17 protein-coding genes and 1 pseudogene are annotated in these 23,722 nt (G+C 64.4%); 15 read left to right on the forward strand and 3 right to left on the reverse strand.

Translation table 11 applies throughout. The features are described 5' to 3' along the window. Both ACIPRS_RS14965 and ACIPRS_RS14970 read left to right on the forward strand, forming a co-directional pair. Positions 1 to 586: pseudogene (locus tag ACIPRS_RS14965) on the forward strand (xylose isomerase); the annotation flags it as partial. Positions 587 to 669: 83 nt separating this feature from the next. Further along, a complete protein-coding gene (locus tag ACIPRS_RS14970; RefSeq protein WP_446539115.1) occupies positions 670 to 2,100 on the forward strand; it encodes a sugar porter family MFS transporter in 1,431 nt (476 codons plus the stop codon). A gap of 75 nt (positions 2,101 to 2,175) precedes the next feature. On the opposite strand, the gene ACIPRS_RS14975 is transcribed toward ACIPRS_RS14970, so the two are convergent. Next, positions 2,176 to 3,243: a LacI family DNA-binding transcriptional regulator gene (locus tag ACIPRS_RS14975; RefSeq protein WP_446539116.1), complete on the reverse strand. Its 1,068-nt coding sequence runs from the start codon at positions 3,241 to 3,243 to the stop codon at positions 2,176 to 2,178. A 176-nt stretch (positions 3,244 to 3,419) separates the two neighbouring features. Between ACIPRS_RS14975 and ACIPRS_RS14980 the strand changes: the two genes are divergently transcribed. The 10 genes from ACIPRS_RS14980 to ACIPRS_RS15025 all read left to right on the forward strand — a co-directional run bounded on the left by ACIPRS_RS14980 (position 3,420) and on the right by ACIPRS_RS15025 (position 18,196). After that, the gene (locus ACIPRS_RS14980; RefSeq protein ID WP_446539279.1) at positions 3,420 to 5,561 is read left to right on the forward strand and encodes an alpha-glucuronidase family glycosyl hydrolase; all 2,142 of its coding nucleotides are present in this window, start codon (positions 3,420 to 3,422) and stop codon (positions 5,559 to 5,561) included. A gap of 38 nt (positions 5,562 to 5,599) precedes the next feature. Further along, positions 5,600 to 7,540, forward strand: coding sequence for a sialate O-acetylesterase (locus ACIPRS_RS14985; RefSeq protein WP_446539280.1), 1,941 nt, complete (start codon positions 5,600 to 5,602; stop codon positions 7,538 to 7,540). Then, entirely contained in the window at positions 7,537 to 9,303 is a 1,767-nt protein-coding gene (locus tag ACIPRS_RS14990) for a glycoside hydrolase family 43 protein (protein ID WP_446539117.1), read from the forward strand. The genes ACIPRS_RS14985 and ACIPRS_RS14990 overlap by 4 nt, the downstream gene beginning before the upstream one ends. Next, a complete protein-coding gene (locus ACIPRS_RS14995) occupies positions 9,303 to 12,005 on the forward strand; it encodes a glycoside hydrolase family 3 C-terminal domain-containing protein (protein ID WP_446539118.1) in 2,703 nt (900 codons plus the stop codon). Before ACIPRS_RS14990 ends, ACIPRS_RS14995 begins: the two co-directional genes overlap by 1 nt. 66 nt (positions 12,006 to 12,071) lie before the next feature. Continuing rightward, the gene (locus ACIPRS_RS15000; RefSeq protein ID WP_446539119.1) at positions 12,072 to 13,556 is read left to right on the forward strand and encodes an MFS transporter; all 1,485 of its coding nucleotides are present in this window, start codon (positions 12,072 to 12,074) and stop codon (positions 13,554 to 13,556) included. 17 nt (positions 13,557 to 13,573) lie between these two features. Next, positions 13,574 to 14,611: a glycoside hydrolase family 43 protein gene (locus ACIPRS_RS15005; RefSeq protein WP_446539281.1), complete on the forward strand. Its 1,038-nt coding sequence runs from the start codon at positions 13,574 to 13,576 to the stop codon at positions 14,609 to 14,611. Then, positions 14,601 to 15,455: an aldose epimerase family protein gene (locus ACIPRS_RS15010; RefSeq protein WP_446539120.1), complete on the forward strand. Its 855-nt coding sequence runs from the start codon at positions 14,601 to 14,603 to the stop codon at positions 15,453 to 15,455. The genes ACIPRS_RS15005 and ACIPRS_RS15010 overlap by 11 nt, the downstream gene beginning before the upstream one ends. A gap of 243 nt (positions 15,456 to 15,698) precedes the next feature. Beyond that, the gene (locus ACIPRS_RS15015; RefSeq protein WP_446539121.1) at positions 15,699 to 16,712 is read left to right on the forward strand and encodes a glycoside hydrolase family 43 protein; all 1,014 of its coding nucleotides are present in this window, start codon (positions 15,699 to 15,701) and stop codon (positions 16,710 to 16,712) included. A gap of 399 nt (positions 16,713 to 17,111) precedes the next feature. Further along, positions 17,112 to 17,537 carry a DUF4124 domain-containing protein gene (locus ACIPRS_RS15020; RefSeq protein WP_446539122.1) on the forward strand — a complete coding sequence of 142 codons (426 nt, stop codon included), beginning with the start codon at positions 17,112 to 17,114 and terminating at the stop codon, positions 17,535 to 17,537. Positions 17,538 to 17,548: 11 nt separating this feature from the next. Beyond that, on the forward strand, positions 17,549 to 18,196 hold the full coding sequence (locus ACIPRS_RS15025) for a hypothetical protein (RefSeq protein WP_446539123.1): 648 nt from the start codon (positions 17,549 to 17,551) through the stop codon (positions 18,194 to 18,196). 48 nt (positions 18,197 to 18,244) lie between these two features. Here ACIPRS_RS15025 and ACIPRS_RS15030 read toward each other — a convergent pair whose 3' ends face one another. Beyond that, positions 18,245 to 18,577 carry a DUF3653 domain-containing protein gene (locus ACIPRS_RS15030; RefSeq protein ID WP_446539124.1) on the reverse strand — a complete coding sequence of 111 codons (333 nt, stop codon included), beginning with the start codon at positions 18,575 to 18,577 and terminating at the stop codon, positions 18,245 to 18,247. 184 nt (positions 18,578 to 18,761) lie between these two features. Continuing rightward, the gene (locus tag ACIPRS_RS15035; RefSeq protein ID WP_446539125.1) at positions 18,762 to 19,835 is read right to left on the reverse strand and encodes a hypothetical protein; all 1,074 of its coding nucleotides are present in this window, start codon (positions 19,833 to 19,835) and stop codon (positions 18,762 to 18,764) included. A gap of 267 nt (positions 19,836 to 20,102) precedes the next feature. Here ACIPRS_RS15035 and ACIPRS_RS15040 point away from each other — a divergent pair, with 267 nt between their 5' ends. The 3 genes from ACIPRS_RS15040 to ACIPRS_RS15050 are packed head-to-tail and all read left to right on the forward strand — an operon-like array spanning position 20,103 to position 23,610. Then, complete coding sequence (locus ACIPRS_RS15040) at positions 20,103 to 20,702, forward strand: hypothetical protein (RefSeq protein ID WP_446539126.1); 600 nt, start codon at positions 20,103 to 20,105, stop codon at positions 20,700 to 20,702. Then, complete coding sequence (locus ACIPRS_RS15045) at positions 20,699 to 22,687, forward strand: hypothetical protein (RefSeq protein WP_446539127.1); 1,989 nt, start codon at positions 20,699 to 20,701, stop codon at positions 22,685 to 22,687. Before ACIPRS_RS15040 ends, ACIPRS_RS15045 begins: the two co-directional genes overlap by 4 nt. Next, entirely contained in the window at positions 22,684 to 23,610 is a 927-nt protein-coding gene (locus ACIPRS_RS15050; protein WP_446539128.1) for an AAA family ATPase, read from the forward strand. The genes ACIPRS_RS15045 and ACIPRS_RS15050 overlap by 4 nt, the downstream gene beginning before the upstream one ends. The last annotated feature ends 112 nt before the right edge of the window (positions 23,611 to 23,722 follow it).

Genomic DNA, 23,722 nt, shown 5'->3' on the forward strand with positions numbered 1-23,722 from the left:
CGACTTCGACAGCGCCACGGTGGCCGGCTTCCTGAAGGAGCACGGGCTGGAGAAGGACTTCAAGCTCAACATCGAAGCCAACCACGCCACGCTGTCGGGCCATACCTTCGAGCACGACCTGCAGGTGACCAGCGACCACGGCCTGCTGGGCAGCATCGATGCCAACCGTGGCAACGCGCAGAACGGCTGGGACACCGACCAGTTCCCCACTGACCTGTACGACACCGTCGGCGCCATGCTGGTGGTACTGCGCCAGGGCGGGCTGGAAGGTGGCCTGAATTTCGATGCCAAGGTGCGCCGCGAATCGACCGACCTGGAAGACCTGTTCATCGCCCACATCGGCGGCATGGACGCGTTCGCGCGCGGTCTTGAAGTCGCCCACGCGCTGCTGACCGACTCGCCGTGGGAGCAGTGGCGCAAGGAACGCTATGCCAGCTTCGACAGCGGCAAGGGCAAGGACTTCGAGAACGGCACGCTGGGCCTGGCCGATCTGGCCGCGCTGGCGGCCGGGCAGGGCGAACCCAAGCAAATCAGCGGCAAGCAGGAACGCTACGAGAACCTGCTCAACCAGTACCTGCTGCGCTGAGCGCGTGATGACGGCTTCCGCCCGCGGGGTTCGGGCGGAGGCATGGGCAGCAGGTCGATTCGAAGCCTGGAGGGGCGCAACGAATGAACAGCACCACGCTTGAGGGTGGCAACATCGCCAGTGGCGAAAACACCCGCTTCATCATCCTGATCAGCTGCGTGGCCACCATTGGTGGCTTCCTGTTCGGCTTCGATAGTGGTGTGATCAATGGCACCGTGGACGGGTTGCAGGCGGCGTTCGACTCCGACTCGGTCGGAACCGGATTCAACGTCGCCTCGATGTTGTTGGGCTGCGCGGTCGGCGCCTTTTTTGCCGGCCGTCTTGCGGACATGTACGGCCGGCGCAACGTGCTGGTCGTGGCCGCCATCTTCTTCATCGTCTCCGCGTGGGGGTCTGGCATTGCCATCGGGTCCCTGGAGTTCGTGATCTATCGCGTACTGGGCGGGTTCGCCGTGGGCGCCGCCAGCGTGATGTCGCCGGCATACATCAGCGAAGTCTCCTCGGCGCGCTATCGCGGGCGGTTGGCCACGGTGCAGCAGATCGCGATCATCGGCGGGCTGTTCGCCGCCTTCCTGAGCAATTATCTGCTCGCGAAGGTAGCAGGCGGGTCGGTGAGCCCGTACTGGCTGGGGTATGAAGCCTGGCGCTGGATGTTCTGGGTGGAGATCCTGCCGGCGGGCCTGTTCCTGGTGGCGTTGCTGTTCATTCCCGAGAGTCCGCGCTATCTGGTGGTGAAGGGCAGGCACGAGGAAGCGCTGGGTGTATTGCAGAAGCTCTACGGCAGCGACGAAGGGCGGCGGAAGCTCGCGGAAATCCAGGGCAGCCTGGCGTCGGACCACCATCGTCCACGCCTGTCGGATCTCATCAGCAAGGCGACGGGCAAGGTGCGTCCCATCGTGTGGGTGGGCATCGGCCTGGCCACGTTCCAGCAACTGGTGGGCATCAACGTGGTGTTCTACTACGGCGCGGTGCTGTGGCAGGCGGTGGGTTTCTCGGAGAACGACGCGCTGCTGATCAACGTGCTGTCCGGCGCACTGAGCATCGGCGCCTGCATCGTCACCGTGCTGCTGATCGACCGGATCGGCCGCAAGCCACTGCTGTGGACAGGCTCGGTCGGCATGGCGGTCTCACTGGCTGCAGTGGTGGTGGCGTTCGCCAGTGGCTCGCTGGATGCGGCTGGCAAGCTGCAGTTGTCCGGCAGCATGGGTGTGCTGGCGCTGGTGGCCGCGAACCTGTACGTGGTGTTCTTCAACATCTCCTGGGGCCCGGTGATGTGGGTGATGCTGGGCGAGATGTTCCCCAACCAGATCCGCGGTTCGGGACTGGCTGTCGCGGGCCTGTTCCAGTGGAGTGCGAACTTCCTCGTCACGATGACCTTCCCGATGCTTCTGGCCGGCATCGGGCTGGCGGCTACCTATGGCCTCTACACGCTGGCTGCCATCGTTTCCGTCTTCTTCGTACTCAGGTTCGTCCACGAGACGAAGGGCAGGGAACTCGAGCAGATGGAAGGCTAGGAACGGAGCATGCCTTCCGTGGTGCGCTACCCCGGTTGTCCTATCGCGCTATCCGCACGGCGGGCCCGTGGCGTTTCAGCGGCGTCTGACCTTGGGCGGAACCGAGACCGAATCGCGTACGACCAGGCGGTGTGCCGCCACGTGGTCGGCGAGCACGCGGGTCGTGCCTTCCTGGCGGCGGATGCTGCGCAGCAGGACGTCGATGGCATCGTTGGCCATCGACGCGATCGGCTGGTGGATGGTGGTGAGTTCCGGCCATACCGTCGTGGCGGCCGAGGTGTCATCGAATCCCACCACCGAAAGATCACGCGGCACATCCAGTCCGCGCCGGTGCGCTACCGAGATGACCGCGGCCGCCATGTCATCGTTGCTGGCGATGATGGCGCTGGGCATGCGGCGCAGCGACAGCAGCTTTTCCGCGGCCTTCAGCCCCGCGCGATACGTGTAGTCGCCGGGCTGCACCAGGCCGGGCTCCAGCGCCAGTCCCGCTTCATGCAGGGCCGCCTGGAAGCCTTCGAAGCGTCGCGCACTGGCGCTGAGGTCGGACCGGCCCTTGATGAATCCGATGTGGGTATGGCCGTGCTCGATGAGGTGCTCGGCCATCTCCTTGCCTGCGCGGAAGTCGTCGATGCGCACGCAAGAGATCTCGTCGCTGAATCGTCCCGACGCGATGGCGACCACCGGGACGCCGGCGCGTACCAGTTCGCTTACCGCCGCGCGGGATTCGCACAGGGGCGGCGGCAGGATGACGCCATCGACACGCTTGGCCAGTTCGCGCGCCGCCTTGCGCTCGGACTCGGCATCCAGGTCGTCCCAGTATTCGCTCACCAGCTGGATGGTCGTGCGCGAAGCCACGCGCAGCAGGCCGAGCAGCAACTCGCGAAGATAGGCGCCGGTGGGATTGGTATAGATCAGCGCGATGCGGGTGTGCTGCGCGGCCGCCAGCGAGCTGGCCGCCAGGTTGGGCGTGTAGCCGAGCTTGCGGACGGCGCGCATGACCCGTTCGCGCGTCGCATCCTTGACCTTGGACTTGCCGTTGATCACGCGCGACACGGTCATCGGAGAAACGCCCGCGAGTGCGGCCACTTCGTCGATGGTGATGCCGCGGCTCTTGCGTCGCACGGCTCTTGTCGGCTTTTCCAAAACGCGTTCCTTTCAGGGGACGGAAGGCGGTCGACCCATGGCCGCTCCCCCCGGCAGCAGCAGCCCACGCGGGGACGGTCATGAAATGCGCGCTCTGGCCCGCTTTCCTGTCGCGCCTCATGGTATCGCCAACCCGGCGGGGCGACGAGGGGCGCAGCTTCCTGCACAGCTTCCACATGCTGGTGCTGGGCGTTCTGATGTGCGTACAGGCAGCCGGCGTGCGGGCCGAGGACGGTTACGACCTCTGGTTGCGCTACGCCCCCGCCGCACCCGCAGCGGCGGAGCAATACCGGTCACGCACCACGCAGCTGGTGATGCCGGTGCGGTCCGCCACGCTAGCCGCCGCGCATGCGGAGCTGCTGCGCGGCCTGGCGGGCCTGACCGGGCGCGCACCGGAGGCCGTGGCGGCGATCACGCGCGAGGGGGCGGTGGTGGCCGGCACGGCCGCTTCTTCTCCGGTCGTGGCCGGCCTGCGGCTGGACACCCGCCCGCTAGGAAACGAGGGCTACCTGATCCGCAGCGTGCGCGTGGGTGGGCATGCGGCCACGGTGATCACGGCCAACACGGATGTCGGCGTGCTCTACGGAAGCTTCCATTTCCTTCGCTTGCTGCAGATGGGGCAGGTGATCGATGCGATGGACGTGCGCGAATCGCCGCGGGTGAAACTGCGCGTGCTGAACCATTGGGACAATCTCGACGGGTATGTGGAGCGCGGCTACGCCGGTGCATCGATCTGGGACTGGCATACGTTGCCTGACTACCTGGATCCGCGCTACACCGACTACGCCCGTGCCAATGCATCGCTGGGCATCAACGGCACGGTGCTCAACAACGTCAACTCTCATGCACTGAGCCTGACGCCCATGTACCTGGACAAGACCCGGGCGCTGGCATCCGTGTTGCGTCCGTACGGCATCCGCGTCTACCTGAGCGCCCGCTTCAGCGCGCCGATGGAGATCGGGGGACTGCAGACGGCCGACCCGTTGGACCCGGCCGTGCGGCGCTGGTGGAAGGACAAGGCCGACGAGATCTATCGCGCGATTCCGGATTTCGGCGGCTTCCTGGTGAAGGCGAACTCCGAAGGCCAGCCGGGTCCACAGGACTACGGAAGAACCCACGCCGATGGGGCGAACATGCTGGCGGAGGCGCTGGCGCCGCACGGCGGCACGGTGATGTGGCGTGCGTTCGTCTACTCGCATGAGGAACCCGATGATCGCGCGAAGCAGGCATATACGGAGTTCGTGCCCTACGACGGCAAGTTCCGCGACAACGTCCTGGTCCAGGTGAAAAACGGCCCCGTCGATTTCCAGCCGCGCGAGCCGTTCCATCCACTGTTCGGCGCCATGCCGCGTACGCCGTTGATGCTGGAACTGCAGATCACCAAGGAATACCTGGGTTTCGCCACCCATCTGGTCTACCTGGGGCCGATGTACGAAGAGGTACTCGCCGCGGATACGCATGCGCGCGGCACGGGTTCCACGGTCAGGAAAGTCATCGACGGCACGCTCGAGGGGCACGCGCTCACCGGCATGGCCGGCGTGGCGAACACCGGCGCGGACCGCAACTGGAGCGGGTCGCACTTCGACCAGGCCAACTGGTACGTGTACGGCCGGCTTGCCTGGAATCCGTCTCTGACCGCGCGGGGCATCGCCGACGAGTGGGTACGCATGACCTTCGCCAACGACGATGGCCTGGTGGCACCCGTCGTGGAGATGATGATGGGTTCGCGCCAGGCCGCCGTGGACTACATGACGCCGCTGGGCCTGCACCACCTGATGGGGCGCGGTCATCACTACGGCCCGGGGCCATGGGTGCAGGGCGGTCCGCGCGCCGACTGGACATCGGTGTACTACCACCGGGCCGACCAGGACGGCATCGGCTTCGACCGTTCCGCGACGGGGAGCAACGCCGTGGCCCAGTATTTCCCGCCGGTGGCACGGCAGTTCGGCGATGTCGCACGCGTGCCGGAGGAATTCCTCCTGTGGTTCCACCACGTGCCCTGGGATCATCCGATGGCGTCGGGCCGGCCGTTGTGGGATGAACTGGTGATGCGCTACGCCCGCGGCGTGGACTACGTGCGCGGCATGCGGTCCACGTGGGACGGGGTGTCGTCGCATGTCGATGCGCCGCGGCACGCGCAGGTGGCGGCCTTCCTGGGCATCCAGGAAAAGGAAGCGCAGTGGTGGCGTGACGCCAGCATCGCGTACTTCCAGACGTTCGCGCGTCGCCCGCTACCGGAGGGCCAGGCGGCGCCGCCGCACCCGTTGGCGTATTACGAAGCGCTGCAGTTCCCGTATGCCCCGGGGGACGGCCGATGAAGGCTCCCTGCATCACCGGGTTCGTGCTGTCAGTCGCCATGCTCGTGATGGGTGCACCCGTCGCCCATGCCGGGGAATCCGAAGGCGGACTGCTGCATGCGCTGTTCCAGGACCACATGGTGCTGCAGCGCGACGCGGCCATCCGCGTCTGGGGCCACGCCCGGCCGGCTGAAGACGTCAGCGTGATGCTGGACGGCACGAAGGCGCGTGCGCGTGCGGCGGCCGATGGCACCTGGGAAGCGACACTGCCGGCGCGCGCCGCCGGCGGACCCTACGATCTGGTGGTGCAAGCCGGCACGGGCGTGCAGACGGTGCGCGACGTGTACGTGGGCGACGTCTGGCTTTGCGCGGGGCAGTCGAACATGGAGTTGCCGGTCTGGCGGGCGCTGGATGCGAGCTCGGAGATCGCATCCGCGGCGCATCCACGGATCCGGCTGTTCACGGTGCCGCAGGCAGGTGCCGTCACGCCGCAGTCCCGCTTCCAGGGCGATGCCCGCTGGCAGGTGGCGTCGCCGGATTCGGCGCGGGATTTCTCCGCCGCCTGTTTCTACTTCGCACGGGAACTGCAGAAGACGGTCGATGTGCCGATGGGCCTGATCCAGGCGGCCTGGGGCGGCTCGCGGATCGAAGCCTGGACCAGCGCCACCGCACTGCGTGCCGGTGGGGAAAGCGATGAAGCGCTCGACGTGCTGGCGCTCTACGCCACGGATACACCTGCCGCGCTCGCGCGATGGGGACGTCACTGGGAGCGCTGGTGGACCACGCGCGAAGGTGCCACGGGCGACGCCCCCTGGCGTGCGGATGTGCGCGACACCGGCTGGCGCACGGCGCCCGCAACGCTGGGCGCATGGGAGCGCTGGGGCGTACCGGCGCTCGAGGACTACAACGGCATGGTGTGGTATCGCACGCAGGTGACGTTGACGGCGGCGCAGGCGGCCCGTGGCGCAACGCTGGAGCTCGGGCCCGCGGACGAGACCGACATGACCTGGGTGAACGGTACCGCCGTGGGCAGCCGCTACGGCGCCGGTGAGCCGCGTCGCTACCCGCTGCCGTCCGGACTGTTGAAGGCGGGCATCAACACGGTCGTGGTCAACGTGCTGGACACCTATCGCGACGGCGGGCTGGCCGGTCCGGCCAGTGCACACGCGCTGACCTTCGACGATGGCTCACGCGTCGTGCTGGACAACCGCTGGCGCTACCGGCCCGAGCCCGGCGCCGACGAGCCGCCGCGTGCGCCCTGGCAGGCGGCGGCCGGTCTGTCGACGTTGTACAACGGGATGATCGCGCCGCTCGGGCATCCCGGCCTGCGCGGCATGCTCTGGTACCAGGGCGAATCCAATACTGGCGACGGCGCTGCCTATGCCGCGCGGCTGCGTGTGCTGCGCGAGGACTGGCGGCAGCGTTTCGGCGCGCAGGTGCCGTGGCTGGTGGTGCAGCTGGCCGGCTATGGCATGCCGCCGTCGGCGCCGGTGGAAAGCGGCTGGGCGCAGGTGCGCGAGGCGCAGCGGCGTGTCGTCGCGGAAGATCCGCACTCCGGGCTGGTGGTCGCCATCGACATCGGTGACGCCTACGACATCCATCCGCCGAACAAGCAGGAACTCGGTCGCCGCCTCGCACGCGTGGCGCGCCACACCATCTACGGCGAGCGTGCGCTGCCACCGACCGGCCCGACGGCACGCGACGCAGCGCGCACGCCGGACGGCGTGAGGGTGGCGTTCGACGATGTCACCGGCGCCCTGCTGACGGCCGGCGCGAACGGCCCCATCGGCTTCGAGCTTTGCGATGCAGCGAAGCGCTGCGACTACGCGGATGCGGCCCTTGACGGCCGATACGTCGTGCTGCGCGGCCCGCGCGCCGCCAACGCCATGTACGTGCGCTACTGCTGGGCGGATGGCCCGGTCTGCACGCTTCGCGACACCGCCGGGTTGCCGGTCGGTCCCTTCGAACTTTCCCTCCCTGCCGTCGAGGTGCCCCGATGAAGCTGTTCTCCCTGCGTCGCCACCAGGACGACCGCCGACACGCCGATAGACGGGGGCCAACGCGCAACGCCGCACGTGGTGTGCTGGCCGCCGCGCTGCTGTTGCTGACGGCCACCGGCAACGCCCAGTCGAAGGAGCAGGCGCCGCCGGTCTACTTCGACTGGTTCGAATACACCGGTCGCGACGTGGCATTCGAACCGCCGCTGCCGTCCGGCCACTACCGCAATCCCATCCTGGCCGGTTTCCATGCCGACCCCAGCATCGTCAGCGCGAACGGCAAGTTCTACCTGGTCAATTCCAGCTTCACCTTCTTCCCGGGCATCCCGGTGTTCGAGAGCACGGACCTGGTGCACTGGAAGCAGATCGGCAACGTCATCGACCGGCCCTCGCAGCTGGACTTCGACGGCCTGAGCGTGTCGCGGGGCATCTTCGCGCCCGCCATCGAATTCCACGACGGCATGTTCTACCTGGTGACCACGGCCACGGACAGTGGTGGCAACTTCATCGCCACCGCCCGTGATCCGGCGGGCCCGTGGTCGGACCCGCACTGGCTGCCGACCATCGGGGGCATCGACCCGTCGCTGTTCTTCGACACCGATGGCAAGGTCTACCTGCTCAACAACGACGAGCCGCCCGGACCGGCGCGCTATGACGGCCACCGCGCCATCTGGATGCAACAGATCGACATCGCCCGCTTCCAGCCGATCGGCCCGCGCAAGGTGCTGATCGATGGTGGCATGGAACCCGAGAAGAATCCGATCTGGATCGAAGGGCCGCACATCTACAAGCGCGACGGCTGGTACTACCTGTCCGATGCCGAAGGCGGCACGGGGCCGCAGCATTCGCAGGTGGTGCTGCGCAGCCGCGATGTCTGGGGACCGTATGCGCCGTATGAAGGCAATCCGATCCTGACCCAGCGCGATCTGCCGCCGGATCGGCGCCTGCCGATCACCAATGCCGGCCACGCCGATCTGGTCGAAGGCCCCGACGGGACGTGGTGGGCGGTGTTCCTGGCCAGCCGCAACTACCAGCAGCGCCACTACAACACCGGGCGCGAAACCTATCTGTTGCCGGTGCAGTGGCGCGATGGCTGGCCGGTGATCCTGCCGGCGGGGCAGACCATCCCCTACATCGCCGCCGCGCCTGCATGGATGCGCGGGGAGGGCACGCAGGCGCCCTTCACCGGCAACTTCGTGCATCGCGACGAGTTCGACGGCACCACGCTGCGGCCCGAGTGGCTGCGTGTGCGCGTGCCCAAGCAGGCGTGGGCCGACCTGGCCGCGCGCCCCGGCGCGCTCGCCGTGCATCCACTGCCGGAAGGCCTGGAGACGCTGCGCAACCCGGCGTTCCTCGGCCGCCGCCAGCAGCATTTGCGCTTCGAGGCCAGCACGGCGATGACGCGGCCCGCGCCCGGTATCGCGGCGGGCCTGGCCGCCTTCCAGAGCGAGGCGTACTGGTATTTCCTCGGCGTGCGGCCCGCGGGCGATGGGCGCGTGGCCATCTTCCTCGAAGGCCGCGACGGTGGCGGCACCACGCGCACACTCGCCACGCGCGAGGTCGAGGGCAGCGACACGTTGCGGCTGAAGATCGAAGGCGATGAAGGTGCCTACGGCTTCGCGTTCGACACCGGCGATGGCCGGGGCTGGCAATCGCTGGCGCGCGATGTCGATGGCACCGTGTTGAGCACCGATCGCGCCGGCGGCTTCGTCGGCACGCTGCTGGGCCCGTTTGCACGCGATGAACGTCCCTTGAGGAGCGAATGATGAAGACCGTGAGCCGTCCCCTTCCTGCCTACCGGCGTGCCCGCCCCGGCCTGCGTGCGCTGGCGCTGTGTGTCTTCGCGCTGGTGGCGCGGCCCGGATGGGCGGCGGACGCGAAGCCCTGGCTCGATACGTCGAAGAGCTTCGAGGCACGCGCGGCTGCGCTGGTCGGGCAGATGACGCTGGAAGAAAAGGCGGCGCAGATGCAGAACGCCGCGCCTGCCATCGAGCGCCTGGGCGTGCCTGCCTACGACTGGTGGAACGAAGCGCTGCACGGCGTGGCGCGCGCGGGCCAGGCGACGGTGTTCCCGCAGGCCATCGGCCTGGCCGCGACGTTCGACGTGCCGCTGATGGGCGAAGTCGCCACCACCATCAGCGACGAGGCACGCGCCAAGCATCACCAGTTCGTGCGCGACGGCTCGCATGGCCGCTATCAGGGACTCACCTTCTGGTCGCCGAACATCAACATCTTCCGCGACCCGCGCTGGGGTCGCGGCCAGGAAACCTACGGCGAGGATCCGTACCTGACCGCGCGCATGGGGGTGGCGTTCGTACGCGGCCTGCAGGGCGACGACCCGACCTATCGCAAGCTGGATGCCACCGCCAAGCACTTCGCCGTGCACAGTGGCCCCGAGGCCGACCGCCATCACTTCGATGCCCGACCAAGCCAGCGCGATCTGCATGACACCTATCTGCCTGCCTTCGAGGCGCTGGTGAAGGAAGGCGACGTGGACGCGGTGATGGGCGCCTACAACCGCGTCTATGGCGAATCCGCCAGTGCCAGCCGTTTCCTGCTGCGCGACGTCCTGCGCCGCGACTGGGGCTTCAAGGGGTACGTGGTATCCGACTGCTGGGCCATCGTCGACATCTGGAAGCACCACAAGATCGTCGCCACGCGTGAAGAAGCGGCGGCGTTGGCCGTCAAGAACGGCACCGAGCTGGAGTGCGGCGAGGAATACGCCACGCTGCCCGCCGCCGTCCGTCAGGGCCTGATCAGCGAAGCCGAGATCGACGATGCGGTGACCCGGCTGTTCGCGGCGCGGATGCGGCTGGGCATGTTCGACCCGCCGGAGCGCGTGCGCTGGGCGCGCATTCCGTACTCGACCAACCAGGCCCCGGCGCATGATGCGCTGGCGCTGAAAGCGGCACAGGCGTCGCTGGTGCTGCTGAAGAACGACGGCACGCTGCCATTGCCGCGCACCCTCAAGCGCATCGCGGTGATCGGCCCGACCGCCGACGACACCATGGCGCTGCTCGGCAACTACTACGGTACGCCGGCCGCACCCGTGACCGTGCTGCAGGGCATCCGTGACGCGGCGAAGGGCATCGAGGTGACGTACGCGCGCGGCGTGGACCTGGTGGAAGGGCGCGACGATCCCGCGGCAACGCCGCTGATCGAAGCGGCCTTCCTGCGGCCCGCGGCCGGCTCCCCGGAACGCGGGCTGCGCGGCGAGTACTTCCGCACGCCGGATCTCTCCGGCGCGCCGGCCCTGGTGCGCACCGATGCGCAGATCGGTTTCCGTTGGGATCGTGGTTCGCCGACCGACAACCTGCTGGCGCGCGGCGAGGCGGCGCCGGGGCAGGGCATTCCGAACGATGGGTTCAGCATCCGCTGGAGTGGCCAGCTGTTGCCGCCGGTATCCGGCCGCTACCGGATCGAAGCGGCCGCGGACGACGGCTACCGCCTGTACGTGGACGGCAAGCGCGTGCTCGACCACTGGACGAACAGCGACCGCCTGCGCAGCGATGGTGTGGAACTGGACCTGCAGGCCGGCCGAGCCTACGACCTGCGCCTGGAGTATTACGACGCCGAGCGCGATGCGGGCGTGCGCCTGGCCTGGCGCATGCCGGGCGCGAGGCCGCCGTTCGAGGAAGCGCTGGACGTGGCACGCAAGGCGGACGTGGTGGTGTTCGTCGGTGGCCTGACCGGCGACGTGGAAGGCGAGGAAATGACGGTCAACTATCCCGGGTTCGCCGGGGGCGACCGTACCGACATGCGCCTGCCGTCGCCGCAACGCGCATTGCTGGAAGCGCTGCATGCCACCGGCAAGCCGGTGGTGCTGGTGCTGACCGGCGGCTCCGCGCTCGCCGTGGATTGGCCGCAGGCGAACCTGCCCGCGATCCTGATGAGCTGGTATCCCGGGCAGCGTGGCGGAACCGCCGTGGCGGACGCGCTGTTCGGCGACACGAACCCCGCGGGCCGCCTGCCGGTGACGTTCTACAAGGCGAACGAAACCATGCCGGCGTTCGACGACTATGCGATGGAGGGCCGGACGTACCGGTACTTCCGCGGCACGCCGCTGTACCCGTTCGGCCATGGCCTGTCCTACACGCGGTTCGACTACAGCGACCTGCAGCTGGACAAGCGTGTCGTGGCGCCTGATGGGAGCATGACCGTGCAGGTACAGGTGGCCAACACCGGCACCCGTGCCGGCGAGGAGGTCGTGCAGCTGTACGTGCGTCCATTGCAGAACACGCCGGGCGGCGCGCAGCAGGAACTGCGCGGTTTCCAGCGCATCCACCTGAAGCCGGGCGAGCGGCGCACGGTGTCGTTCGTGCTCGCGGCCGATGCCGCACTGCGGCGCTACGACGAAGCCCGCAAGGCCTATGCCGTGGCACCGGGGCGTTACGAGGTGCGGGTGGGCGCGTCCAGCGCCGACCTGCGCGTCAGCGACCAGTTCGACGTGCAGGCGGCTGGCCGATGACATTCCTTTCCCATCGTGCCCGCGCAGCCGCACGCGCACGCCATCGCGCATTCCTGGAAGAACCGCATGTCCACGCTTGAACAACCGTTGTCGGTCCGGGAGAAACTCGGGTACAGCCTGGGTGATCTGGCGGCGAACCTGATCTTCCAGACGCTCATCACCTACCTGGCGTTCTTCTACACCGACGTCTACCAGCTGCCCCCGGCCACCGCGGCCACCATCATCTTCGTGGTGGGCCTGCTGGGGGCGTTCGTGTTCACGCCGATCATCGGCATCGCCGCCGACCGCACCCGCACCCGCTGGGGCAAGTTCCGTCCGTGGATCCTGTGGACGGCGGTCCCGTTCGGCATCCTGGCCCTGCTCGCCTTCAGCACGCCTGATCTCGGCGAGCGCGGGAAGATCATCTATGCGCTGACGACCTACAGCCTGCTGGTACTTGTGTACGCGGCCAACAACCTGCCGTATTCCGCGCTGAGTGGCGTGCTGACCGGCAACATGGCCCAGCGCAACAGCCTGTCGGCGTACCGCTTCGTGGCGGTGATGGTGGCGCAGTTCGTCATCCAGGTACTGCTGCTGCCGCTGGTGCTGATCCTGGGCGACGGTGACAAGGTGAAGGGGTTCGAGAGCGTGATGACCCTGTTCGCGGTCGTCGGCACCGTGTTCTTCCTGATCACCTTCTTCACCACGCGCGAGCGCGTCGTTCCCATCGCCGCGCAATCCTCCGGCGTGATGCAGGACCTGGCGGACCTGGTACGCAACCGGCCGTGGCAGGTCATGCTGGCGCTCACCATCCTGGTGTTCATCAACCTGGCGCTGAAGGGCGGTACGTATGTCTATTACTTCCAGTATTACCTCAGCGGTCCGGCACTGGCGGCATTCCTGCAGGACATCGGGTTCAACGGCTTCATCGGCGCGCTCAACGCCACGCTGACCCGTGCGGGCCTGACGGAATTCCAGTGGCCCAAGGATGCGGCCACCTCGGCATTCAGCCTGTTCAACGCCAGCGGCATCATCTGCATGATCCTGGGCATCGGGCTGTCGCGGCCGCTGGCCGACCGCTTCGGCAAGCGCGATGTGTTCGGCGGTGCGCTGTTCGTGTCCACGCTGTTCCTGCTGGTGTTCTACGTCTACCCGCCGACGGCGATTCCTGCCGTGTTCGTGTCCTTCATGCTGCACGGATTCTGCTACGGCATCACCATTCCGCTGCTCTGGGCGATGATCGCCGACGTCGCCGATTACTCGGAGTGGAGGAACAACCGGCGCGCCACCGCCATCATCTTCTCCGCCATGCTGTGCGGCCTGAAGATCGGTTTGAGCATCGGCGGTGCACTGGTCGCCGGCATCCTGGCGCACTACGGCTACCAGGCGGGTATGGCCAGCCAGCCCGATGCAGTCGTCGACGGCATCCGGCTGACCGTCAGCGTCTATTGCTCGATTCCGTTCCTGGTCGCGGTGGCGCTGCTCTTCATCTACCAGATCGACAAGCGGATGGAGACACGCATCGAACACGACCTCGACCAGCGTCGCCGCGCAGCAGGCGCAGCCACGTGACCCACACCTCCCCGACCATGAACGACACCCCGATCCACGACGACACCATGGCGCGCGAAGGCGAGCTCGAGCAGCTGGCGGAACGCGCGATCTCCAAACCGCTGGTGACCCATATCTACACGGCCGATCCCTCCGCGCACGTGTTCGAGGGCCGTCTCTACATCTATCCCTCGCACGACATCGATGGCGGTGGTGCCTTCGACGACGAGGGAGGCCACTTCGGCATGGAGGACTACCACGTGCTGCGGATGGACGCGCCGGACGGCGAAGCCATCGACTGTGGCATGGCCTTGCACGTGCGCGATGTGCCGTGGGCCGACAAGCAGATGTGGGCGCCGGATGCCGCATGCCGCGATGGTCGCTACTACCTCTATTTTCCTGCCAAGGACGGCGGTGGTCTGTTCCGTATCGGCGTGGCGGTTGCCGAGAGACCGGAAGGCCCGTTCACTGCCGAGCCGAAGCCGATCGAGGGCGCATACTCGATCGATCCTGCCGTCTTCGAGGACGATGACGGAACGCACTACCTGTACTTCGGCGGCATCTGGGGCGGCCAGCTGCAGAAGTACCGCGACAACCTCTACGACGTCGCGCACGAGGAGCCGGTGGGCGACGCGCCCGCGCTGGGGCCGCGCGTCGGCCGGTTGGACACGGACATGACCTCGCTCGCCGAAGCCGCGCGTGAGATCGTGATCCTGGACGAGCACGGGCAGCCGCTGCGCGCCGACGACCACGCGCGCCGGTTCTTCGAAGGTCCCTGGTTACACAAGTACGAAGGCCGGTATTACCTGTCGTACTCCACCGGCAACACGCACCTGCTGTGCTATGCCGTCAGCGACAGTCCGTATGGCCCGTTCACTTACGGTGGCGTGATCCTGAAGCCGGTCGTCGGCTGGACCACCCACCATTCCATCTGTGCCTTCGGTGGGCAGTGGTACCTGTTCTACCACGATGCGTTGATGTCGGGCGGCGTGACGCACCTGCGTTCCGCCAAGTGCACCATGCTGCACCACGAAGCGGATGGGCGCATCCGCACCATCGATCCCTATGGCGGCTGATCGGCTGTCGCCTTGCGACGATGCGCTCGCACCGATGCCGGCCGGTCCGTTGCACTGGTTGCGCGCCGGTCGGCTGCAGGTCGCGCTGGCGCCGGACGCCGGCGGCCGCCTCGCGCAGATCCGTTTCGATGGAATGGACTGGCTGGTGGGACCGGACGACGGCTGGCCCGCGACCATCGCCTGGGGCTGCTATCCGATGGTGCCCTGGGCAGGACGTCTGCGCGGCGGACACTTCGATCTCGACGGCACGGCCCATGCCGTGCCGGTGAACTTCGGTGGTCATGCGATCCATGGCACCGGATTCTCGCGGCCCTGGCAGATGGATGTCCTCGATGCGGACCAGGCGGAGATGTCGCTCGCGCTTCCGGAAGACGACTACTGGCCCTTCGGTGGCACCGCGACGCAATCGGTGCACCTGGAAGGGGATCGGCTGTTCCTGCAACTCGCTGTGCAGGCGGGGAAGCAGGCGATGCCCGCCGTGCTGGGTTGGCACCCGTGGTTCCGCAAACCCGATCGGCTCGTCTTCGAACCCGACGCCATGTATCCGCGCGACGCCGACGGTATCGCCACGCTGCCGCGCATACCACCCGGCCCAGGCCCGTGGGACGACTGTTTCGTGGCGGGCGGCGAGATCGCCCTGCATCGGGCCGACCAGGTCGTGCAGCTGCGGGCCGACACCGATCACTGGGTGGTGTACGACGGTGCCGCGCATGCGACCTGCGTCGAACCCCAGACCGGCCCACCCGATGCATTCACGCTTGCCCCGCGCGTGTTGTTGCCCGGCCAGCGCCTGCGCCTGGCATTCGAACTCGCCTGGCGGGCGGGCGAGGGGAGGGCGGCATGACGCCGCGCCTGCGGTGGCTTTCTCGCATCAATCCGTTTGCATGCGGTGCTGGCACCGATGTCGTCCGCCGTGTCGCGCTCGCGTCATTGACGTGGATGCTGGCCACGCCTGCTCACGCGCAGATCGCAAGCCGACGACGAGCACGGGCTGGTTCGATGCGTTCGCGAGTTGGATGGCGATGCACGGCTGGTTGGCGCGGGTCGGACAGGGACGTGAACTTGGGACGAAAGAGGAAACGACGCGATGATGTTCCGTTGCTTGGCATGTGTATCGATGTTGGCGGTCCTGTTGCAGCTGCCGTTGGCATCGTGGGCGACCGGGGAGGGGACGCATGCCGCCACGCCGCGGTCGAACCCGCTGATCCGCGACAAGTTCACCGCCGATCCGGCGCCGCTCGTGGTCGGCGACCGTCTCTATCTGTACGTCGGGCACGACCAGGCGCAGCGCGACGAGATGTTCAACATGCGCGAGTGGCTGGTCTATTCGACCACGGACATGGCGACATGGGTCGATCACGGACCGATCATGAAGGTGGCCGATTTCGCCTGGGCCAAAGCGGATGCGTGGGCGTCGCAGGCCATCGAGAAGGATGGCCGCTTCTGGTTCTACGCAGCCGTCGAACATGACGAGTCGCATCCAGGCAAGGCCATCGCCGTAGCGGTGGCCGACAGCCCGACGGGCCCCTTCGTCGATGCGAAGGGCGAAGCGCTGATCACCAACCAGATGACGCCCAAGGGCACGCACAGCTGGGAGGACATCGATCCGACGGTCTTCACCGACGACGACGGCACCACCTGGATCGCATGGGGCAACCGGCAGTGCTACATCGCACGACTCAAGCCGAACATGATCGAGCTCGATGGCCCGATCACCGAGATCACGCCACCGCATTTCGAAGAGGGCCCGTGGCTGCACAAACGTGGCGACCTCTATTACCTCACGTACGCCTCGCTGGATCGTGCCACGCACCGCGACGAGAAGGTGTCCTATGCCACCGCGGCATCGCTGGCTGGCCCGTGGACGTACCGTGGCGAACTGACGGGCTCCGGCAAGTACAGCTTCACGATCCATCCGGGCATCGCCGAGTTCAAAGGCCGCTGGTATCTGTTCCTGCACAACGCCGCACTCGCCATCGGCGACCAGAATGGCGCGATCGGTCGGCGCGCGGTCACGGTCGAGTATCTGCAGTACAACCCGGACGGAACCTTGAAGCCGGTACGGCAGACGGAGGCCGGGATATCGGTGGGGCCTCCATAGTAAGCGGCTACGGGGTGGGCGGATCTGGAGAATCGCAGGTCGCGGCCATCGAGGCCTTGGGCTGCACGCCCACTGGGGCGAATTGTGGCGTCAAGCTGGTGGCTGGGGATCACGTCATCATCGCCACGCCGTGGCCTCGTGAGATTCGCGTCCGTGAGTCAGACCATACGCTGTACAACCTGAGCGGAAGCGGCGGCACTGCCGGCCTTGCGAGCGGCGCGAGTGAGGCGGGCAACGCCGACCGCGCAGGCGTAACGATCGACTACGCACCCGGTCAACACCCCGACGTGTTCCCACGCAGCCCCGGCTATACGCCCAGCCAGACCTACACCGGGCCGGTGTCGTCGCTCTAGGGCCGATTTGGCGCTATGCTCGGCCCCGGAAGCGTAGGGGTACGCCATGAAATGGATCTTTCTTGCCGCCGTGCTGGCCGTCGCGCCGGCATCGGCTCAGTCGATTTACAAATGCCGGGACGCCAAGGGTGGGGCGGTCTACCAGTCCCAGCCGTGCTCGGAAGCTGAGAAGCGCTGGGACACGCAGCCGCGCGACTATACCTGGGACGACCACTACAAGCGCCAAGCCGCCGAGGCCTCAATCCAGCGTGATCGGCGCACCGTCCAGCAGCGAAATGCCGCGCAGCAGCCGGTCGCGGTTGGAATTGGCGCTGGTGTTCGCAGAGCATCCGGCGCCTCGATTCCTAGCGTCACCACCTCATGCCAATCTGCACGCGACCGACGTGATGCCCACTACAAGCGGATTGGTAACAGCCGCACATTCGCCGGCTCGCGTGCCTTCGACCAATCGGTTTGGGACGCTTGTAAATAGGAGGACTTGTAATGCATTGGTTCGTAGAGAATCTTCTTTGGACAATCGCAGGTATTGCGATTGGACTCTCATTGAAGTTCTTCAATGCGTTAATCGCAAAGTATGCCGAGTCGGTAGTCCTCAACGTGGATGCCGCAGCCGCATCACGCCGCGCCTTCTCTGATTCGGCAGTTCGGGCTGCAGCTGCGAGGATAGATGCCTCAAGAGCCACCGAAGCCATCAGGCTCCTGACTGTCCTTGCCTTCGTCTCGTCCAAGATCTTAGAGTGGCAAATCTTTGCTTACTTTCGACGCCGAGAATTAGAGAATGGACAAGTTCTCGAAGACTTGGGTTTAGACGATGTTCGTCAAGTTCAAAAAAAGCTGGTTGAGCTTACGGAGAGTGTCGGTTCTGTTGGAGCCCTACTTGGCACTGAAGTACAGGCGGCCGTGTTTGACTGGTCCAAGTCGATCTATCCCGTCCTTTTCGATCTACGTATTGCCTACGAGACATCAAAGGAAGTTAATGCTGGCAAGCCAGCAGATTCTATCGACCGCTTCAATACCGTTAAGGACCTATTCGAACACAAGATAGCGGCTAAGTTGGACGAGCCTGCGTCCGCTGCCAGTCGCATCCGCCAGTTGGTCAACAAGCATGTCGGCTCAGATTTAGGCGGGTGAGGTGCGGCTCTTAGCCGCACGATGAAAGCGACTGGAAGGAGCGGGCTCTTACCCGGCGCGGCTTCCGAAGTGGCGGGCCTGCCAGTCGGCGAGCTCCACGACAACGACCTTGACGCATCCCTGCGAAACCTTCGCTTTGGCGTTCCGGGCCCGGGCAGTGTCCCGGCGGTCTTCGGCTTCCATTCGCCACATGATCCCGCGCATTCGCTCTGGGCTGATCCGCTGGCCGTCCGGCGCCACCAGGTATCGGCCGCGCTGCTTCCAGCCCAGCCAGTCCGCGCGCAGTTCGGTGTGGCCGTGCACAACACGGTTGTAGTGCGCTAAGGCGCAGGGATTCTGCTGCTGTCCGTCCTGCCAGCACGGGGGCTGATCCATCAACATGCAAATGCCTCCAAAGTGTCCTTTGGCGGGATCGGAACGGATGTAACATGTGACATCCATTCTCAATCAATTACTTAGCCTACGATTGCTCCGGAATGTAACAGTATTTCCGAATTTTCGGGTTCGGCAAACATGTTACTAACCGGGACGAATTCGGCATTTCTGTGACATTCCAGGCACGCTCCTAGCCCTGATTACTAGCCACGGGCAAGAAATCAGAGACCTGCCTTGACAACGCTTCATGGGCATCTTTAGCGCTCAGATACTCTTCGTGGAAGCGCCTCTCATCGAACATTGCCTCAAAGCCATACAGTGACGAATGCGCCTGCATTGCCCGCATGCAGCTTCGGCTAGCGTCTGTATCCGCCACCAGCACAATCTGGGTGGGGAAACGTGTGTTTCCCGCGGTGAAGTCTAGTTCTCGCTGTCCGTGCTTACACAAGTGCTGGACGGCGACCCTGACGCCGTTATGGAGATTGTGGGCGAGACCGGGTTGTCCCGGGTGAGATGCAACCCACTCCAGCGCACCGATTGACTTAGCAGCGCCAATACAGCTCTCAGCTAGCGTGTGGATCAAGGACGAGTTGGATAAGTCCGCACTTCTGGCGTGTGTAGAGAAGTGCCAGACCGTTTGGTGTAGTAGGGCGAGGAGTAGTAGCAGTGCCTCAGGTCGCGGCATTTCCACCAGCTTGTCAAGGGTCTGCTGCCCTGCTGCCGCCGCAGCAACCGGATCAAACTCTGTCCATGCATGCACGCATTCGGCTGACAGTAAGAGCCACCCTGATTCGCTTAATAACTCTCGCGTTAGCGCCAGGCTTTCTGCAACGTTGGCGGTCTCCTCGAAATAGCCAGATGCTTGCCGCAGTAGCCAATGACGAGATTCCGGTACGCGTTCCAGTACCCGTGAGAACAGATTGAACTTCTTCCCAGGCGAGTTCGGCTCTGTGAAATAGGCGCCATCGGGGTTGGTTCCCAACTCGTAGATGCGACCAAACATGTCAGGAATGGACTCGTCGGGAAAGGGCACGCGCGCCCATACAAACGCCTCACCGTCCTCGATCGGCTGAGCTAGCTGATAGCTCAATGCCTGATGTTCGCAATTGAACCGGTGCATGAGGTAGCAAACCCAAAGCATGGGTCCAAGGCTACTTGAGGTTGTTTGCTTCTTCTGGGCCATATCACAGGTGTTTGTTTCCAGCAAAAATGGATTGCCTTTCAATCCATGCCAGCAAGGTCCGCGCCGCTGACCTAGCATCATCTATCTCATGATGGAGCAATGATGATGCCCTAGCCACTGATCACCCCTCGGCAGGCAAAAAAATAGCCGGCTGGCCGGCCGGCTATTTTTCAAAACGAGTTGGGACCACTTCTGGTGAAATGAATCTAGCGCGCGGGTCTTCCTGTGTCAACGGGTAAGCTCGTGCCAAAGTGTTCCCCCGTCCCGCCTGCCTTTCCCACCGTCAGCGATAGGAAAGGTATGTCTAGACAAAAAAGCAGATCCCCTGCTCAGCAGGGGCGCAATCGCGTGGCTGACGCCGTTCGTAAGCGCGGGCAGAGCCCGTACAACTTGTGGCTACTGCAGCCGCCACTCCAATCCGACAGCATTCTGGTCAACTCCGACGCCAAGATGGAGTTGTTCTACTTCCTCGAAGGTGCTACTGAAGTCGAGGAAGTCGACTACACACCGCTGAAAGAAGACGAGAAATCGGGCAACTCCGTACCGGGCGGTTTCGAACACTTCGCCAACATCTTGAGCAGGGGCGTGCGGCGAAAAGTTCTGTGGACAGGTGCGTCGACCTCTGCGCTGGGTCGTCCTGAGGATCTGCAAATTGGATTCCCGGACCTGGATGCCAACAAGATGCGCATCGACAACTGGCGGCGCGTGATTCCTTGTATACGTCGCGTAAAGCTCCACGAAACGAATTCTGTAGAGCGGCAACTGAGTGAGTGGTTCCCGCGAAATGGCGCGAGTCTGCAGCAGCTGCTCGATGCGCACAGCAGCGTGCCGCAGGGAGTCCTGTTGGGGGTTGTCGGTTTGTTGGTACGCAAACGGCACTGGGTCTCAGACCTGGATTCATCGCCTTGGTCGTTGCATACCCGTCTACGAAAGAAGGAGAACGTATGAAGCGCATAACGCGCCGCAATACGCCCCTTCATGATCTGGACCTTGTGGCGTGGCCAGAGGTCTCAATCGATCATCTCGATACCGCAGCCAAGGAGAAGTTCATCGCGCTCAAGTCCGCCGTCACACGCTATGTCCAAGGGGAAAAAGTGCAGGACATCGAGGCAGACCAGGGTGTGGATCGGGAAAGCCTACTTCGCGCCTTGAACCGCTGCATGACACCCGGGCCACATCGCGGACATCTCGGTTGGGCTGGATTGCTGCCGGGAAAACGCGTGAAGGGCACGGGTCGTATCAAGCCCCTGGTTCCCAAGGGCAGGAACGGACGCGCTGGACTGACCGGCGCACTCGGATGGTTCTTCATGCGCCATCAGACGATCAAGTTGGCATTTGATGAGTACCTGCTGAGTACGGCCAAGGCAAAGGATGGGTATGAGAACAAGGTGCGTCACATCACTGCGCACGGAAAGTTCATCGGCCTTTGCAAAGACAATGGTGCAGATCCCACCCAATGGCCACTCAACATGGATAAACGGGGCAAGGGTGCAATCTACAAGTATGTCAACGAGTTTCTCGACCAGCATTTCGATGCCATCGTTGCTACCCAGTATGGGCAGAAAGCCAAGACAGCATCAGCGGCCGGAACTGGCACCTACTCCCGCTTGCGCGCAGAACGCTATCTCGATGTCGTCGAACTCGATGAGCACCTCTGCCACTTCCCCGGTGGCTGGATCGCATTTGATACGCCTGGCGGCGTGCGCTGGGTCAAAGGACCACGCCTGACACTGATCGCTCTCGTGGATCGGTTCACCGGGCTTGTGGTGGGCTTCACCGTCATCTTTCGTTCCCAAACCAATGCCGACGATGTATTGGACGCACTCTTTGATGCCAGCGAAGGCGCCAGCCTTTTGCCAGAAGCAGATCAAGCCGCAGAGCCTTGGTTGCCTCGTGATCTCGGAATTCCGTTCACATCCTGCGGGTTCAATCAACTGCTCGTAGACAACGCTCTCTCGCATCTGGCTACGCAGGTGCTAAAGCGGGTGAGCGAGCGTTTGGGCTGCGACATCAATTTTGGACCTGTTCGCAGGCCCGAGCGTCGCCCACACGTGGAAGGTCTATTCAGTCACTTGGAGCGATTCGGTTTTCATCGCTTGCGCGAAACGACCGGCTCCGGACCACAAGATCCCCTACGAGTCGAAGCACCCCCAAAATCCGAGCCTCAAATGACTGAGGCAGAGGCGATCTCACTGATTCGCCGTGCCATTCGTGCGTACAACCGACACAAGAGTAAAGGCGCATACGGGGTTCGACGGATCGAGCAGTTGCAGGGACTTATGCAGGACTCGGAGCGTGCGTGGGTGTTCCCGGTGTTGCCCCCTCGCTTGGACCTGCTTCCCGGTTTGGACATCAGCATCTTCCCCTTGAAGGTGCGGGGGAAGGAGGAGAGCGGCAAGCGACCGCACGTCTATTTCAATGAGGAAAGCTACTTCAGCCCTGAGCTTTCGGATCGATGGAAGCTGATCGGCAAATCCGTCATTGCGCACCTGGATCGACGGGATGCCAGATTCCTTCGCCTGTTCGAATCCGACGGCACTCCTCTCGGGGTGGCGCAGGTGCGCGGCCGCTGGCGTCATTCTCCACACACAGCCGACACACGTGTTCGCATCAACAAATGGATTCGCGATGGCCAGCTTCCGCTGGGACACGATGAGGACCCTATTGCGGCCCATCTGGAGCACGTCGGACAGGGCATCAGCCACGCCAAGAAGCCGACAAGAGAGCAGTCCAAGGCGATAGCCGAGCACGTTGAGAACGAGCACGCGCTGCAGAGTCGCGCTCAGAACACATCTCAGCAGGATCTCAATCGATTGCTCGATGAGGCTCGTCGCGCAGCAGCAGCGCATGAAACCAGGCCAGAAGAGGATGAGGATCTGCCGCTATATGCGTTGCCAGACCTCAAGTCCATCAATAGAGGAGGGCGCACATGAATGAGCTTATCGATGCGCGGGAGAAATGGTGGTCAGAGCACCCCATCATTCTGCGAAACGCGGTTCTTCCTACGAAGTCAATTCTGGAGTTCGTTGGCGCCGTGATGGCGGGAGCGCGCACGGCGCGCTACGCCAATGCGGCCTGGGCGGACCCTCAAACAGGAAAGTCCTCCTGTCTGGATGCAATTGATGCCCACATTGGACAAACGTTTCCTAATAGCGGCGTTATGCGCTATGAGGCCGTAGCGGACGAGCGCTCTGCGGAAGGACGTTTGCTGGAAGCTATCATTCTCGAACTTGGCTTAGGCAAAGCTTCGCATAGCCTGGCGGGAAAACGTGACCAGCTCAACAGGGCTCTGCTTGCGCTAGCTGGTCCAGACATGAGGCTGTTTCTGCTGTTCGACGAGGCGCAAGAAGTTGGAATCAATGAGTTGAGTTGGTTGAAAGCAGTCGTCAACAAGTTGGTTTCGCGCGGAGTGAAAGTGGCGACGGTCTTGATGGGTCAGCGCGAGCTTTTGGAGAAAGCGGAACTGGTCAAGCGCCTGGGTCGATCTGACCTGCACGTACGCTACTTCAAGCGAATAACCGAATTTCGTCGTTGTTCTGACTTGGAGGGATTCAACGTCATCTGCGAGGCCATGGATGAGAAGTCCGAGTTCCCGGAAGGCTCGGGGTACACCTACACACAGCTTCTATTTCCGCAGGCGTTTGCGAACAAATTTCGGTTTCAGCGACACTCAAAGATGTTATGGACGAAGCTGACGGGATCGCTGGGCGAGACTGACCTCAAGCGCGGCCTCGGGATGGACACGATCGCTGCGTATCTTGCCTACCTGTGTGAGCTGCATCGAGTACTCGATAGTCCCGAAATGCAGTTGCAAGACAAGCTTGTCGCCAGGGCCGCGCGCGAGGCCTTCAAATGACCCGCGTTCTCGTGCCATGGCGAGACGATTGCGTTCTCCCAGAAGAATCCCTTTACTCCCACGTCAGCAAGCTAGCTTGGTATCGGGCTCAGTCGCCGGTTGCATACCTTCA

The organism is Pseudoxanthomonas sp. LARHCG66 (assembly GCF_052871755.1).

Excerpts from the sequence above, each read along its gene's own strand:
- ACIPRS_RS14970 (WP_446539115.1), top strand. The coding sequence starts at position 670 with ATGAACAGCACCACGCTTGAGGGTGGCAACATCGCCAGTGGCGAAAAC.
- ACIPRS_RS14980 (WP_446539279.1), top strand. The coding sequence starts at position 3,420 with ATGCTGGTGCTGGGCGTTCTGATGTGCGTACAGGCAGCCGGCGTGCGG.
- ACIPRS_RS14985 (WP_446539280.1), top strand. The coding sequence starts at position 5,600 with ATGCTCGTGATGGGTGCACCCGTCGCCCATGCCGGGGAATCCGAAGGC.
- ACIPRS_RS14990 (WP_446539117.1), top strand. The coding sequence starts at position 7,537 with ATGAAGCTGTTCTCCCTGCGTCGCCACCAGGACGACCGCCGACACGCC.
- ACIPRS_RS14995 (WP_446539118.1), top strand. The coding sequence starts at position 9,303 with ATGAAGACCGTGAGCCGTCCCCTTCCTGCCTACCGGCGTGCCCGCCCC.
- ACIPRS_RS15000 (WP_446539119.1), top strand. The coding sequence starts at position 12,072 with ATGTCCACGCTTGAACAACCGTTGTCGGTCCGGGAGAAACTCGGGTAC.
- ACIPRS_RS15005 (WP_446539281.1), top strand. The coding sequence starts at position 13,574 with ATGAACGACACCCCGATCCACGACGACACCATGGCGCGCGAAGGCGAG.
- ACIPRS_RS15010 (WP_446539120.1), top strand. The coding sequence starts at position 14,601 with ATGGCGGCTGATCGGCTGTCGCCTTGCGACGATGCGCTCGCACCGATG.
- ACIPRS_RS15015 (WP_446539121.1), top strand. The coding sequence starts at position 15,699 with ATGATGTTCCGTTGCTTGGCATGTGTATCGATGTTGGCGGTCCTGTTG.
- ACIPRS_RS15020 (WP_446539122.1), top strand. The coding sequence starts at position 17,112 with ATGAAATGGATCTTTCTTGCCGCCGTGCTGGCCGTCGCGCCGGCATCG.
- ACIPRS_RS15025 (WP_446539123.1), top strand. The coding sequence starts at position 17,549 with ATGCATTGGTTCGTAGAGAATCTTCTTTGGACAATCGCAGGTATTGCG.
- ACIPRS_RS15030 (WP_446539124.1), bottom strand. The coding sequence starts at position 18,577 with ATGTTGATGGATCAGCCCCCGTGCTGGCAGGACGGACAGCAGCAGAAT.
- ACIPRS_RS15035 (WP_446539125.1), bottom strand. The coding sequence starts at position 19,835 with ATGATGCTAGGTCAGCGGCGCGGACCTTGCTGGCATGGATTGAAAGGC.
- ACIPRS_RS15045 (WP_446539127.1), top strand. The coding sequence starts at position 20,699 with ATGAAGCGCATAACGCGCCGCAATACGCCCCTTCATGATCTGGACCTT.
- ACIPRS_RS15050 (WP_446539128.1), top strand. The coding sequence starts at position 22,684 with ATGAATGAGCTTATCGATGCGCGGGAGAAATGGTGGTCAGAGCACCCC.